Origin of the sequence: Conexibacter woesei Iso977N (assembly GCF_000424625.1) — a bacterium.
Classification (GTDB): Bacteria; Actinomycetota; Thermoleophilia; order Solirubrobacterales; family Solirubrobacteraceae; genus Baekduia; species Baekduia woesei_A.
Window position 1 is genome coordinate 899,692 of record NZ_AUKG01000002.1, and the last position, 14,768, is coordinate 914,459.

Here is a 14,768-nt window from a genome sequence, read left to right on the forward strand (position 1 = left end):
CACGGCCACCGTCCCACCCCGCTATTTCGGCGTTGTGACTGCTGCGCGGTCGACCGCCGCGGAGGGCGAGCGTGGTGGCGAGCGGAACGCGCTTCTATGTCGTGACGGGGCTACACGCCGCTGGTGGTCCGCGACGGCCGGCTCCGGAACCGGTCAGCGGACCGCGGCAGAGTGGTTCTCACGTCTTCCTCGTAGGATCGCGGCGAGTGGGCACGCCACTCGTGGTGGAGTGCCCTGTTGTGGGCGCCAGGAGGTGCTCACCAGCACTCCGATCGAGCATCCCAGGGACGGCCTCATGACGAACAACAGCACCGGCGAGAACCCCAACGGCGCGGCTCTCTTCGAGGCGGCCAACAAGCTGCGCGGCAGCGTCGAGTCCGCCGAGTACAAGCACCTGGTTCTCGGCCTGATCTTCCTGAAGTACATCTCCGACACGTTCACACTCCGTCGCGAACAGCTCCAGGCTGAGCTGGCCGACCCCGACAGCGAGCTCTACACCGAGGACGTCGCCGAGCGCAAGGAGGTCTTGGAAGACCGCGACGAGTACGTCGCCGAGAACGTCTTCTGGGTCCCTGAGGATGCCCGCTGGGAGAAGCTCCTCGCCGCCGCCCAGCAGCCTGACATCGCCCGACGCATCGACGACGCGCTGGAGGCGATCGAGAACAAGAACCCGCGCCTGCGGAACGTGCTGCCACGTATCTACACGCGCGCGCCCCTCTCGGCCGAGCTCATGGGCTCTCTCCTCCAGACGATCGCCAAGATCGGCTTCGGCAAGGGCGCGAAGGAGGCGCGGGACATCCTCGGCCGTACCTACGAGTACTTCATCAAGGAGTTCGCCCGCTCCGAGGGTCACCGTGGCGGTGAGTTCTTCACGCCCGGTCCGGTGGCGCGTCTGCTCGTTGAGATGCTCCAGCCGTTCCAGGGACGTGTCCTCGACCCCGCCTGTGGTTCTTGCGGCCTGTTCGTGCAGTCGGGCCGCTTCATCGAGGCTCACGGCGGCAACCCCGACATGATCTCCATCTACGGTCAGGAGCGGAACCAGGCCACCTGGCGCATCGGGCTCATGAACCTCGCCATCCATGGCCTCGCCGGCGAAGTCCGGTACACCGAGGCCGGCTCGCTGCTCGACGATGCCTTCCCATCGCTGAAGGCGGACTACGTCATGGCGAACCCGCCGTTCAACCAGAGGGAGTGGTCCACGCCTGCGATCGTGGACGACGTGCGTTGGGCTCACGGCATGCCACCGGCTGGGAACGCCAACTACGCGTGGATCCAGCACTTCGTCTCTCACCTCGCTCCGGATGGGCGCGCGGGCTTCGTCATGGCGAACGGTTCGCTGACCAGCGCCGTCGGCGGGGAGAGCGCCATTCGAACTTCGCTGCTCCGCTCGGATCTTGTGGACTGCGTGGTGGCCTTGCCAGCGCAGCTCTTCTACACCACGGGGATCCCTGTGTGTCTTTGGTTCATCGACCGTGACAAGACGTCTGCGGGCGAGCGAGACCGACGTGGCGAGATGCTGTTCGTCGACGCTCGTCAGATGGGCAGCAAGATCAGCCGGACGCAGATCGAGCTCACGACGGACGAGCTCGACCGGGTGGTGTCCGTCTACCACGCATGGCGGGGACAGCCCGGTGCGGCTCCCTACGTCGACGAAGCCGGGTTCTGCCGAGCTGTGTCACTCGATGACGTAGAAGCCGCAGGCTTCGCACTCACGCCGGGCCGTTACGTTGGTGCACCTGAGGCCGAAGAGGAGGCAATTGCGTTCGAGGAGCGCATGGCGACGCTGGTAGATCAGCTCGCTGATGACCTCGCCGTCAACGACCGGTTGGCCACCGCTGTCCGAGAAGCGCTTGCGAAGGTCGGGCATGACGTCTGATCAATCGCCGCCGCCGGGTTGGAGGCTTCATCGTCTGGGAGACGTCGCGGAGATCTTCGATGGGCCTCACGCGACACCGAAGAAGACCTCGGCCGGCCCTGTGTTCCTAGGCATCTCCTCGCTGACCAACGGTCGTCTCGACCTGGCGGACCTGGAGCACCTGTCGGAAGAGGACTTCATTCGATGGACGCGGCGAATCACACCGCGCGAGGGGGACGTCGTCTTCTCCTACGAGACGCGCCTCGGAGAGGCGGCCGCGATCCCCTCAGGGCTCCGATGCTGCCTTGGACGCCGTATGGGACTTCTTCGGCCTCGAGACCAGATCGTTCGACCCCGCTTTCTGCTGTACGCCTACCTGGGGCCCCAGTTTCAAGAGACCATCCGCGAGCGCACGATCCACGGGAGCACCGTCGATCGCATCCCGCTCAAGGAGATGGGGACGTTTCCCATCGCCTTGCCGCCACTTGACGAGCAAGAACGGATCGAGTCGATCCTCGCCGCGCTGGATGCGCGCTACGAGCACAACCACGCGCTCGGTGCGAGAGAGCTTCATGTTGCTCACCACATCTTCCGCAGCATGTTCGGAGGACGGATCGAAGGCGACGACCAGCTCGGCAACCACGTCACTGTGACGAGAGGGCGGTCCTACAAGTCGTCCGAGCTGACCGGCGATGATCGCGCCCTCGTGACGCTCAAGAGCGTTCGCGCCGGGGGCGGCTACAACCCGGACGGACTCAAGCCGTATTTAGGTGACTACAGGCCCCCGCAGGTGGTTCAGCCCGGAGAGCTCGTGGTGGCGCATACGGACCTGACCCAGGCGGCAGCGGTCATCGGAAAGCCTGCCATCGTTCCGGATACGGGATCGTTCAGCGAGCTGGTCGCATCGCTTGATCTGGCGATCGTCCGTCCCAGCGGGCTCTCGGTGAGCATCCCTTTCCTCTACTTCTTGTTCCTAGAGCCGTCATTTCAGCAACACGCATACGGATACGCGAACGGCAGCACCGTCCTGCACCTTGCCAAGGAAGCCGTCGGTTCTTTCCCCTTCGTGGCGCCAGATCGGGAACGGCACAGCATGTTCGGCGCACTTGCGACGCCGTTGTTGAACCACAGGGACGCGCTCATCCGAGAAGCGCGGGGCCTCGCGAAGATACGCGACGTGTTGCTGCCGGCGCTCATGCTGGGGCAGCTCGGCGATGACCGGTCGGCAGCGCTCCTCTACACCACGGCTGCCGGATGACGGTCTCCGACCCGTTCATCGTGGACTCTGGTCCTGAGGGGCAGCTCGTCGAGCTGCCGGCCCTGCAGCGCCTCTGTGGGGATGGCGGGGCTCATCCGGGCGTGGGCTGGACCTACATCCATGGGCCGAGGCTGGCTCCGGACGCCGGCAGCGGTGAGCGGCGCCGGTGGTCGGATGTCGTCCTAGAGGGTCACCTGCGGCGCGCGATCCAGCGACTCAACCCCGACCTCCCGACACCGGCGGTGCAGCGCGTCATCGAGGAGGTCAAGACGACTGCGTCACCCTCGGTCATCGAGGACCACCGCGGCTTTCACAGGCTGCTGCTCTCCGGCGTGCCGGTGTCGTACCGCGACGCTGCCGGCGCCGAGCGGCACGCGCACGCGTGGATCGTCGACTTCGAGGACGTCTCCAAGAACGAGTTCGTCGCGGTCAACCAGCTCACGATCATCGTCGGCGATCACAACCGCCGGCCGGACCTCATCCTGTACGTCAACGGGCTGCCACTCGGGGAGATCGAGGCGAAGGCCCCGGGGCTCGAAAAACCCTCGGAGGAGGCGGTCAACCAGATCGCCCACTACAGGCACACGATCCCGCCGCTGTACCGGTTCATCGAGATCGTTGGCGTGACCGATCTCATGAAAGCGGTGGTAGGCACGATCTCCACGCCGGCCGAGCACTTCGCCGAGTGGAAGACGATGAGCGAAGACCCGGCCCAGCAGGCGCGACCGCAGCTCGACCTCATGATCGAAGGTGTCTTCCAGACTGGGCGGTTCCTGGAGCTCATACGCGACTTCGTGCTGTTCGAGACCGACGGCGCCAAGACCTGGAAGGTGATGGCCAAGTACCACCAGGTCCACGCGGTCAACGCGGCAATCGAGTCCGCCGCCGGCGCGATGACCTCAGACCACCGCGGTGGGCTGATCTGGCACACGCAAGGCGCCGGCAAGAGCTACACGATGGTCTTCTTCGTCAACAAGCTGCGTCGTGACGAACGCTTCGACAACCCCACCGTCGTTGCGGTTACCGACCGCACCGATCTCGACAACCAGCTGGCCGACACCTTCACCGCGACGCATCTGGCGCCACAGTGCCAGCAGGCCGACGAGATCCGCCGCACGCCCAACACGCCGGTCGATGCCAAGACGCTCTACGAGTTGCTGCGCGTGCCGGCCGGCGGGATCGTCTTCACGACGATCCAGAAGTTCCGGGCACCCAGGGGTGAGGACATGCCGGTTCTTTCGGAGCGATCCAATGTGATCGTCATGGCCGACGAGGCTCACCGGTCCCAGTACGACACGTTCGCCGAGAACATCACCCTTGCCCTGCCCAACGCAACACGGATCGGGTTCACCGGCACGCCGATCGAGAAGGGTGATCGCTCGACCCGGATCGTCTTCGGCGACTACGTCTCCGTCTACCGGATGCGCCAGGCCCAAGAGGACCAGGCCACCGTCCCGATCTTCTACGAGTCGCGCCAGATCGGCCTCACCATCGCCGACGAGAAAGCCCTCGAGCTCGTCGAGGACGTCCTCGAAGACGAAGAGCAAGCGGCTGCCCAGCAGCTCGTCACGTCTTGGGCCAAGCTCGAGAAGGTCGTCGGCGCGCCGGATCGTCTGGCCAAGCTCGCCGACGACCTGGCTGCGCACTACCACGCACGTTGCGAGGTCTTGAAGGGCAAGGCCCTGGTCGTCGCCTACTCGCGGCGCGTCGCCGCGCAGCTCACCGAGCTTCTGCGGGAGCGGCTCGGGAGCGGGACTGTCGACTGCGTGATCTCTGCGCAGGCAACCGACGATCCCGAGATCTCGCGCTTCCGGCGCTCCAAGCCGCAGCTCCGCGAGCTGGCCAAGCGTTTTCGAAATCCCGACGATCACCTGCGCGTGGTCGTGGTGAAGGACATGTGGCTGACCGGCTTCGATGCCCCGGTGCTGCACACCCTTTACATCGACAAGCCGATGCGCGATCACGGCCTTCTCCAGGCCATCGCGCGCGTCAACCGGGTGTTCGAGAACAAACCCGGTGGCATGGTCGTCGACTACATCGGCATTGGCGAAGACCTGCGGGCCTCACTGCGCGCGTACGACGATGCCGACCTCGACGATCCCGTCGTCCCCGCCGCCAAAGCCGTCGCGCGGCTGTGGGAGAAGTACGAAGTCATCTGCGACCTGCTTCATCCGATGGGCTACCGGCAGGGCGAGCTCTACCTCGTCTCCGACAAGGGAAAGCTCTTCGTGGATGCCTACAACTACATCTTGGATACCGACGAACGAGCGCAGAGCTTCCTGGACGCCCAGCTCGCGCTCAACACATGGCACGCGCTCGGTCGCACGCAGCCTGCGGCGCTCGAATTGCGTGACGAGGTCGGGTTCTTCGGCCGTCTCGCCGCAGAGGTCCGCAAGATCACGACGCCTGCGGTCCAAGCCAGCAAGGAGGCCGAGCAAGTTGTGCGGCAGTTCATGTCCGACGGCCTTGCAGCCGGCGACGTCGTCGACGTGTTCGCCTTGGCGGACAAGGATCGACCAGAGATCTCGGTGCTGTCCGACGAGTTCCTGGACTCCATTGCCGTCAAGGCCGGACAGGAGAACATCCAGCGGCGACTCCTCCAGAAGCTGCTCGATGACGAGCTCAGGGCCCGCCGCCGTGTCAACAACCTCCAGGCCAAGCGGTTCAGCGACGAGGTCGAGGCCGTGCTCCGCCGTTACGAACAGCGCCAGCTCACAAGCGCCGAGGTCGTCGAGCGGCTCATCGAAATCGCGAAGCGTCTTCGCGATTCTGCTCACCGTCATGGAGAACTTGGGCTCACCGAAGAAGAAGCTGCCTTCTACGATGCGCTCGCCGGTGGCGTCGAGCACGTCAAAGCCGATCCCGCCCTCCGAGACCTTGCCCATGAGCTCGTCGAGAGCATCCGCAAGGACCTCTCCGTCGACTGGATGGATCGTGAGGCCACCGAGGCCAAGGTCCGCACCAAGATCAAACGGCTGCTACGACGCAACCGGGACAAGCTTCCCGAGCTCCTGGAGACCGGCAGTAGTTCCACCGGTGGTGACCCCACGGGCCGCGACCGGAGCGTCAGCCACTTCACTCAGCTGGTGCTCGACCAGGCCAAGGCGATGTATCGGTACTGGCCCGAGGTCGGCGACCGGCTGTTCGACGAGACTTAGGCCTGCTGCCTGGCGTCGCCTTCGTCGATGGCCTTCAGGGCCGACGCGACGTTCGTGACCATCGCCGTGGTCTCTCGAGAGCCCCGTGCCGATTGTCTTAGGAAGCGCTTGCACAGCGCTCTCAGCGCGGCCGCTTCGCGCTCCGTCAGCGACACGATGGTGGGCGGCGGCTGCATAGTTGTCTTAGGGGAACAGCGAGCGTTGTTCGCCCCCCTCCTGAACGTCAGAGGCCGGCCCCTCTTCGGGGCCGGCCTCTGCGCAACGCGCCGCGGAACCGCGGTGTCTACGCGAGTGCTACTTGTTGAACGACAGCGCGCCGCCGCCGGCGACGAGATGCTGGCGCGGATGGTCTCCGGCAGCTGGGCGTAGTCGTTGGTGATGGCGATGGTGGCGCCGGACAGCGAGGGGGCGTAGACGAGGTAGTCGCGGACCGTGCACTGGGCGGCCTCGATCGGACGGGGGGTCGTCGGAGGCAGCGGGCCGCCGAAGGCGTCGTAGGCGTCCGCGCGGGCGCTGGTCGGGACGATCCGTCCGGTGCGATATGCAGCCAGGCCAGCGGCCGACACGACTGCCATGAGCAAGAACAAGAACATGAAGATCCTCCCTTGGTTGACGAAGAGCATCGTCTCGGGCTGATGGGCGTGCTGCTTCGTCTCCACCGGTGACCACGCTCACCGGGCACGCACTACGTGGTCGTATCGGATCTCCAGGCCCTTAGCGCTATAGATGCTGGACAAGCACCAGAACGAACTCCTGGTCCTCGTACGAGTAGCTGACAAACGCGGATGCCAGCGGGCAGAGCAGGTAAAGCGTCGGTCGGGAGCGCCGCGGAGTCTCCGCGTAGCTAAGAGGACTCAGCAAGCGCGGCGCGGACGAGGATGCCAAAGCCAATGTAGACGTGAGCGGTCGCGGGGGCTGCCGTGATAAGGCGAGCCAGCGTTCAGCATCGACGAACTCGTCCTCCGCGAAGGCGACGAGCTTCTCTCGCTTGGTGTCCCAGTGCACGAGGTCGCCGTAGTTGTAGTAGCTGAGCAGCTGGGTTGGCGAGTGCTCCTCGGTGTAGTTGAGGATGATCATGCCTTCCTCGGCGACGAGCATCTCGCGCAGAAAGCTGGTTGAGCGAGCGGGCGTGAGCACGGCCTTTCTGCCACAACTGGACTTTCCGCCAGCTCGGCGCCGGCTCGTTCCGCGAGAATTCGGCGCTATGTCTCTGAGTGAGCCGCCTCGGCCGCAGCGTGGTGCCACGATGGCTGAGCGGGGGTCGGATGCCAGTGAGCCGGAGAAGGAGCTCGCCGAGGCTGGGAGTTGGGCTGGGAAGCTTGGTGCTGCGATCAACCCCAAGTTCTTGCTCTCGCAGGCTGATGGCTACCCGGCTGGGATCAAGCAGTTCTTGCAGTTCTGCTTGATCTTGATCTACCCGGCGTGGTTGTTCATGGTCTTGCTTGCGTGGCCGGTGTGGCTGGTCGGCAAGCTCCTGGAAGCGATCTTGATGGTGTTGTTCTGGCCGGTCCGCGCACGCCACAAGCGCAAGAACCCGGAGGAGTACGCCGCCTTCCAGGAGGAGCTGAAGGCCCGGAAGGGTCGATGAGGCTCTCGCGCCTGATCCCGGGCAGGGCGGCCGCCGCCGCGACGGTGGGGGTCACGCCGCAGACGGTCACCGCCACCGACGAGGTCCGGGTCGTCGTCACCCTCCCGGAGCCGATCGACAAGGTCGATTCGGCGGTCGTCGAGCTCGGCTACGGCAACACCTACCGCTACCGCTGGGCCGGGCGCCACGACGCCGCGGCGAAGTTCGACGACATGTCGCTCGTCACGATGGACCAGGTCGGCACCGACTACGGCTCCGACCGCAGCACCTCGGACTGGGTCGCCGCGCTGAACCAGCCGCTGCCCGTCGCCGGCGGCACCCTCCGCGCCGGTGAGCACGAGGTCCGGCTGCGCGTCCCGTCGTGGGCGCCGGGGACGTCGCGCAGCACCGTCACGTGGGAGGCCCGGCTGCGCGTCGCACGGCCCGGGCGCGATGTCGAAGCCGCCCAACCGTTCGAGGTGCTCATCGCCGCGCCCGACCCGCCGCCCGCCGCCATGCCGCTGATCCAGGGCACCAGGGTCATGCACAACTCGATCGAGTGGGACATCACGACCGAGCGCACGTGCTACCGGCCCGGCGACGTCATCGCCGGCACGATCGCGCTGACCCCGCGCGAGCCCATCTCCCGCACCGGCGAGCTGGCCGTGTACTTCATGACCGTCTTCACCTCGCACCCGCTCGAGCGGACGCCGGCCCTCGACACGGAAACGCAGACACGCCCACCGATCAAGATCGCCGAGGACCTGCAGCTGCGCGAGGGCGAGACCACGACGCTGCCGTTCTCGGTGACACTCCCGGACGAGGTCGACCCGACGACCGAGGCCGTCCACTCCTCGGTCGACGTCTTCCTCTTGGCCCGGATCATGTTCTCCGGCCTGACCGGCGGCGTCGAGAGCGCCCGCCGCGGCATCGTGGTGTTCACCGCCGCCTAGACTGGTCCCGGACAGGCGAGCTGCGAAGCAAGGAGATGGCGATGGCCGAGAACACAGAGACGGCGATCCTCGCGGGTGGGTGCTTCTGGGGCGTGCAGGAGCTGCTGCGCGCGCGGGACGGCATCATCGCGACGCGCGTCGGCTACACCGGCGGCAGCAACGACAACCCGACCTACCGCAACCACCCGGGCCACGCGGAGGCGGTCGAGATCGTCTTCGACCCCGAACGGATCTCCTACCGCGACATCCTGGAGTTCTTCTTCCAGATCCACGACCCGTCGACCAAGGACCGCCAGGGCAACGACGTCGGGTCGAGCTACCGGTCCGAGATCTTCTACACCAACGACGAGCAGCGGCAGGTCGCGCTGGACACGATCGCCGACGTCGACGCCTCCGGCCTGTGGCCGGGCAGGGTCGTCACCGAGGTCAGCGAGGCCGTGCCGTTCTGGGAGGCCGAGCCCGAGCACCAGGACTACCTCCAGCGGATCCCCAACGGCTACACCTGCCACTTCCCGCGCCCCGGCTGGAAGCTGCCCCACCGCGAGACCGCCGCCTCCTGAGCACCGCGCGCATGCGCGCGGTGCTGTTCGAGGAGTTCGGGGGCCCGCTGCGGGTCGACGACGTCGCCGACCCGCAGCCGCCGCGGCACGGCGTCGTCGTCGCGGTCGAGGCGGCGGGGCTGTGCCGCAGCGACTGGCACGGGTGGATCGGGCACGACCCGGACATCCCGTCGCTGCCGCACGTCCCGGGGCACGAGCTGGCCGGGACGGTCGTCGCGGCCGGCGCCGACGTCAGGCGCTGGCGCGCGGGCGACCGCGTCACGGTGCCGTTCGTCAACGCCTGCGGGACGTGCCCGACGTGCGCGCAGGGCGACCACCAGATCTGCGACGACCAGCGCCAGCCGGGGTTCACGCACTGGGGCGCGTTCGCCGAGCTGGTCGCGCTGGACTGGGCCGATGTCAACCTGGTGGCCTTGCCCGACGGCCTCGACGCCGCGGCCGCCGCGTCGCTCGGCTGCCGGTTCGCGACGGCCTGGCGCGCGGTCCTGCAGGTCGGGCGCGTCCAGGCGGGGGAGTGGGTCGCCGTGCACGGCTGCGGCGGGGTCGGCCTGTCGGCGATCATGATCGCCGTGGCCGCCGGAGCGCGGGTCGTCGCGGTCGACGTCGCGCCGAGCGCCCTGGAGCTGGCCCGCGCGGTCGGCGCCGAGGTGGCCGTCCCGGCCGGGACCGACGTCCGCGACGTCACCGGCGGCGGCGCCCATCTCAGCCTCGACGCGATCGGCCACCCGGACGCCGTCGTCGCTTCGATCTCCGGGCTGCGCAAGCGCGGCCGGCACGTCCAGGTCGGCCTGATGCCGGAGCCCGCCGCGGTCCCGCTCGACCTCGTGATCGGCCGCGAGCTGGAGCTCCTCGGCTCCCACGGCCTCGCCGCCCACGCCTACCCGGCGATGCTCGACCTCGTCACCACCGGCCGCCTCGACCCGGCCCGCCTGATCACGCGACGGATCGGCCTCGACGACGTCCCGGACACGCTCCCGGCGATGAGCACCGCGTCGCCCGCGGGCGTGACGATCATCACCCCGTAGCGGAGCTCGCGCTGAGGGAGCCGGCGGTGACGGTGCCGTCGGCGGCGGTGGTGCCCTGGACGGTGACGGAGTCGCCGGGGTGGACCTCGGAGGCGCTGGTCCTGGCGTTGCGGGTGACCGTGGCGTTCTTGGTGGTCTTGACCTTGACGGTCGTGCCGTCGGAGGTCTTCAGGGAGATCGTGCCGTCGTCGGCGATCGACGTGACCGTGCCGGTCGTCGCGGTGCCGGCGCTGCTCGGCACGCCGCCGGAGGGTGGACCGGCGCCGCCGACCGCGGCGCGCGCGGAGCCGCCGCTGCTCGTCTGGTGCTTCTGCACCTCGACGCCGCCGTAGAAGCCGGCGGCCGCGAGCGCGACGGCGGCGAGGGTGGTGATGGCAGGGATCTTGTTCATGGTGTTGCTCCCGCGGGCGGGCCGCCGGTTCCGCCTCCGCCTCCGCCGAGCGCGCCGGTCAAGCCCGAGCTGCTCTGCTGCTGGCCTCCGGATCCGGACGACGACGAGGTCGTCGACGCCCCGGCGCCCGCCGCCGCGCTGGCGCTGGTCACGACGACCTGCTCGCCCGCGGTCAGGCCCGACGTGACCTGCGTGACGCTGTCGCCCGCGACGCCGGTCTGCACCGACCGCGCCGCCTTCACGCCGTTCCTGACGACCGTCACCGTGCCGCCGCTGATCGCCGCGGTCGGCACGACGAGCCCGGAGCTCTGCGCGGTCACGATCTCCGCCGTCGCGCTCATGCCCGACTTCAGCTTCGAGGACGACTGCGTCAGCTCCAGCGTCACCGAGTAGCTGACCGCGCTCGCCGACGAGTCGCTCGACGACGACGACGACGAAGAAGACGACGACGACGAAGACGACGCCGACAGCAGGTCCACCGACAGGACCCTCGCGGCGAGCTCCTCGGAGTCCGCCGCGCTGACCGTGACCGTCGCGGCCTGGCCGGCCCTCACGGCGTTGACGTCGGACTCGCCGAGCGCGACCGTCATCTTGTAGCGCTTGACGTCGACCAGTTCGATCGCGGTGCCGGACGACGTGCTCACCGCGTCGCCCACGCTCACGCCCACATCCGCGATCGTCCCGCCGACCGGTGCGTACAACGTGGTCCCCGCCAGCGCCTCCTCGGCGTCCCTGACCGTCAGCTCGTCCGCATCGACCTTGGCCTGCGCCGCCGCCGTGCCATCGGCGTCCGCGCTGTCGAGCGCGTCCTCGGCGTCCTGCAGGTCCGCCCTGGCCTGCGCCAGCGTCGCCGCCGCGCTGCTCGGGTCGATCTTCGCGAGCAGCGCGCCCGCCCTGACCGTGTCGCCCGCCGCGACGTACACCGCCGTCACCCTGCCGCTCGCGCCGAACGACAGGTCGTGCGTCGACCGCGGCTCCAGGCTGCCGCTCCCGGACACCGTCGACTGCACGACGCCCTTGCCGACCGTCACCGTGCGCTCGGTCGCGGTCGCCGCGGGCGTGTCGCTGCCCAGCGCGCAGACCGAGAACGCCACGGCGGCCACCGCGACCGCGCCGAGCAGGAGTGCGAGCGGGTTGGCCCGCAGCCGTCTGAACATGACCGTCACCCTCCCGCGCCATCCCGGGCAGACGTCGAGGGGACCCTGAGCGAACGCCGAGGATCGCGCGGTTCTTCGGCCCGGCTTACTTCTTCCTGGCCGCGGCCTTCCCCGGCTTGAGCGTCACCGAGCCGTGGTGCCTGACGGTCCTGTGCCCCTTGGCGGCGACCGTGACCGACACGGTGACCTTGAGCTTCCTGTGCGCCCTGTTCGCCGCGCGCAGCAGCTTCTTGCCCGCCGCGGTCAGCTTGACCCTGGCCGTGTAGGTCCCGAGCCTGGTGTAGGTGTGCCGGAACGTGAACAGCGTGACCGGCCTGCGCCTGGCCGCCGCGGACGCGACCGCCGAGTCATAGCCCGGAGGCGCTCCGCCGCCGACGCCCTGGCCGTCGTAGCCCGGGATCCCGGACGGCGACGCCGTGCCCTGCCCGCTGTAGGTCCCGGGGTAGGCCGGGTAGGTCAGCGGGATCTGGACCGAGAACCCGCCGTTGGCCAGCAGCCGCGCCATGTCGTCGCCGCTGAGCCCGCCGAGCAGGTGCTGCTCGAGCGCCGCGTAGCCCTCCTGACCGGGCAGCGTCCTGATCGTGATCTGCTGGCCCGAGGACGTCGTCAGCGTCTCAACCAGGCCGGGCGCCGTCACCGGCGTCACGGTCGTGACCGTGGTCGTGGTGCCGTCCCCGTTGGTCACGGTCGTCGTGGTGGTCTGCCCGCCACCGCCGCCGCCCAGGCCACCGCCGCCGCCGGCGACCGGCGCGCCGATCTCGGCGACGAAGCCGCCCGCGCCCGCGGTCGTGTTGGCTGCGCCGTTGGTCACCGGGAACGGCCCGCCCGCGCCGCCCCCGAACAGCACGTTGCCGTTGGGCGCCATCGCCGCGCCGTAGCCGCTGTCCTGGCCGCTGCCGCCGAGGTAGGTCGAGTAGACCAACGACTTGCCGTCGGTCGCCAGCTCGGTCAGGTACGCGTCGCTGAAGCTGCCGCCGAAGCCCGGCTGCGCGGCGTCGGAGGTGACCGGGAAGCCCGCGCTCGCTGCGCCGGTGACGTAGGCGTGGCCGTCGCCGTCGACCGCGATCCCCTCGCCGCGGTCGGTGGCGGTGCCGCCAAGCAGCGTGGCGTAGAGCACGCTCGTGGCCGCCGGGTTGAGCTTCAGCGCGAACGCGTCGTTGCCGCCCGGCGACGCCGTCTGGACCGCGCCGCTCGTCGTCGGGAAGCCTGCGGCGGTGCTGACGCCCGTCACGTAGGCGTTGCCGCTCGCGTCGACCGCGATCGCCGCGGCGCTGTCGCTGGCCGTCGCGCCGCCGCCCAGGAACGTGCTGTAGACGACGGCGCCGGACGCGTCGTACTTCTGGGCGAACGCGTTGTTGGCGTACATGTCCTTGCCGGAGAACGCGGTCTGCGCGGCGCCCGGCGTCGCGGTGATCGAGCCGAACGACGCGGACTGCGTCAGGCCCGCCACGTACGTGCTGTCGCTCGGGCCGACCGCAACCCCGTACGGCACCCCGCCGCTCACGCAGGTGTAGAACGACAGCGCGCTGCCCGCGGCGTTCAGCCGCCCGACCGCGCCGCCCCTGCTGTCGCAGCCGTGGTAGCTGGGGAAGTTCCCGCCGAACGAGACCGAGCCGTCGGCGTGCAGCGCGACGTTGCGCATGCTGTCCTGCCCGGCGCCGCCGATCAGCGTGGAGTAGACGAGGTGGGCGCCGGTCGGGTCGAGCTTGGTGATGTAGCCGTCGGCGTAGCTGCCGCCATAGGTGGTCTGCAGCGCGCCGCTCGTCGTCGGGAAGCCGGTCGTCGCGTTGGTCGTTCCCGAGATGTAGGCGTTGCCCGCCGCGTCGACCGCCAGGCCGACGTCGTAGTCGAACCCGCTCGTCCCGAGGTAGGTCGCGTAGAGGACGGCGGTGCCGCTGGGGTTGAGCTTCTCGACCACGACGTCGGAGTTGCCGTCGCTCGCGCTGCCCGCGTGGGCCGGCTGGTAGGCGCCGGGCGTCGTCGCGAGGTCGTTGCCGCCGGGGGTGTGGCCGGCGACGTAGACGTCGGACTGCGCGTCGGCGCCGACGCCGACGATCACCGACGACCTGCCGCCGACGAAGCTGGAGAGCGCGACCGACGGGTCGATGGTCAACGGTCGCGAACGATCGTAGGTGCCGAGCGCGAAGCCGACGTGACGGTGGCGAACGACGAGGTGGCTGGCGATCACGGTGCGCCGGCCGTCCGCGCCGTCCTGGTAGGCGACCGGCGGGGCCATCCGCAGCGCGGGGCGGCCGGCGAGCGTCGCGGTCACGCCGCCGTCGCGCGTCGCCCGGACGCGCTCGGCGCCGGGCAGCGCGAGCGCGATGCGCCGCGGGTCGGCGCCGGGCGCGACCTGCGCGTCGTACTCCAGCGCGCCCTGCGTGCCGCGGAACAGCAGGTCGATCCCGGGCCAGACCGAGCGGTAGCGGACCTGCCCGTAGGTCGGGACGTCCCGGAGCCAGCGCGCCCGGTCGGCGCCGACGAGGTAGTTGACGCGCCCGGACTGCGGCGCGGCGGCCAGCGGCTCGCCGAGGCGGCCGCCGACGGCGGTCATCCGGAGCTGGCCGTCGCGCGCCGCGATCCGGACGTCGCCGCGCGCGAAGCCCAGCGTGGCGCCGGACGCGTGCGCGACGAACCGGACCTCCGCGGGCGCCTGCCCGCGGTTGGCCTCGAAGACCAGCGGCAGCGCCGCGGGCGTCACCGCCCGGTGCGCGGCGACGTGCTCCGCGCCGCCGAGCAGCGCGGCGGCCAGGCCGCCCGCACCCGCCGCCGCCAGCACGACACCGGCCATCGTCCGCCGTCCCACCGACGGCCCACTCCAAGCGATCGCGCCCATGATGCGCG

Annotated in this window: 12 protein-coding genes; 7 read left to right on the forward strand and 5 right to left on the reverse strand. The window is 69.3% G+C overall.

Annotated features, from left to right (window positions below):
- Window positions 1-295: 295 nt before the first annotated feature.
- From H030_RS0116580 to H030_RS32830, 3 genes are read left to right on the forward strand one after another with little or no spacing between them, the layout of a single operon-like run.
- Complete coding sequence (locus H030_RS0116580) at window positions 296-1,876, forward strand: type I restriction-modification system subunit M (protein WP_027006933.1); 1,581 nt, start codon at window positions 296-298, stop codon at window positions 1,874-1,876.
- Window positions 1,866-3,113, forward strand: coding sequence for a restriction endonuclease subunit S (locus H030_RS37305; RefSeq protein ID WP_155892098.1), 1,248 nt, complete (start codon window positions 1,866-1,868; stop codon window positions 3,111-3,113). Before H030_RS0116580 ends, H030_RS37305 begins: the two co-directional genes overlap by 11 nt.
- Complete coding sequence (locus H030_RS32830; protein WP_051222922.1) at window positions 3,110-6,271, forward strand: type I restriction endonuclease subunit R; 3,162 nt, start codon at window positions 3,110-3,112, stop codon at window positions 6,269-6,271. Before H030_RS37305 ends, H030_RS32830 begins: the two co-directional genes overlap by 4 nt.
- On the opposite strand, the gene H030_RS0116595 is transcribed toward H030_RS32830, so the two are convergent.
- Together H030_RS0116595 and H030_RS0116600 are read right to left on the reverse strand one after the other, a co-directional pair.
- On the reverse strand, window positions 6,268-6,930 hold the full coding sequence (locus H030_RS0116595) for a hypothetical protein (RefSeq protein ID WP_027006935.1): 663 nt from the start codon (window positions 6,928-6,930) through the stop codon (window positions 6,268-6,270). The two genes, H030_RS32830 and H030_RS0116595, sit on opposite strands and share 4 nt — an antisense overlap.
- A 61-nt stretch (window positions 6,931-6,991) precedes the next feature.
- Window positions 6,992-7,408, reverse strand: coding sequence for a hypothetical protein (locus H030_RS0116600; RefSeq protein WP_027006936.1), 417 nt, complete (start codon window positions 7,406-7,408; stop codon window positions 6,992-6,994).
- A 109-nt stretch (window positions 7,409-7,517) separates the two neighbouring features.
- Between H030_RS0116600 and H030_RS0116605 the strand changes: the two genes are divergently transcribed.
- The 4 genes from H030_RS0116605 to H030_RS0116620 are packed head-to-tail and all read left to right on the forward strand — an operon-like array spanning window position 7,518 to window position 10,376.
- The gene (locus H030_RS0116605; RefSeq protein ID WP_196809158.1) at window positions 7,518-7,859 is read left to right on the forward strand and encodes a hypothetical protein; all 342 of its coding nucleotides are present in this window, start codon (window positions 7,518-7,520) and stop codon (window positions 7,857-7,859) included.
- A complete protein-coding gene (locus H030_RS0116610; protein WP_051222924.1) occupies window positions 7,856-8,791 on the forward strand; it encodes a hypothetical protein in 936 nt (311 codons plus the stop codon). Before H030_RS0116605 ends, H030_RS0116610 begins: the two co-directional genes overlap by 4 nt.
- A gap of 41 nt (window positions 8,792-8,832) precedes the next feature.
- Window positions 8,833-9,351 (forward strand): peptide-methionine (S)-S-oxide reductase MsrA, encoded by a 519-nt coding sequence (gene msrA, locus H030_RS0116615; RefSeq protein WP_027006939.1) that lies wholly within the window; start codon window positions 8,833-8,835, stop codon window positions 9,349-9,351.
- Window positions 9,352-9,362: 11 nt separating this feature from the next.
- Entirely contained in the window at window positions 9,363-10,376 is a 1,014-nt protein-coding gene (locus tag H030_RS0116620; RefSeq protein WP_027006940.1) for a zinc-dependent alcohol dehydrogenase family protein, read from the forward strand.
- On the opposite strand, the gene H030_RS37310 is transcribed toward H030_RS0116620, so the two are convergent.
- The 3 genes from H030_RS37310 to H030_RS0116635 form a co-directional block, all read right to left on the reverse strand.
- A complete protein-coding gene (locus H030_RS37310) occupies window positions 10,366-10,767 on the reverse strand; it encodes a DUF5666 domain-containing protein (protein ID WP_051222926.1) in 402 nt (133 codons plus the stop codon). The genes H030_RS0116620 and H030_RS37310 overlap by 11 nt on opposite strands.
- Window positions 10,764-11,924: an efflux RND transporter periplasmic adaptor subunit gene (locus tag H030_RS32840; protein WP_155892099.1), complete on the reverse strand. Its 1,161-nt coding sequence runs from the start codon at window positions 11,922-11,924 to the stop codon at window positions 10,764-10,766. Before H030_RS32840 ends, H030_RS37310 begins: the two co-directional genes overlap by 4 nt.
- Window positions 11,925-12,009: 85 nt before the next feature.
- Window positions 12,010-14,760: an SBBP repeat-containing protein gene (locus tag H030_RS0116635; RefSeq protein WP_155892100.1), complete on the reverse strand. Its 2,751-nt coding sequence runs from the start codon at window positions 14,758-14,760 to the stop codon at window positions 12,010-12,012.
- Between the last annotated feature and the right edge of the window lie 8 nt (window positions 14,761-14,768).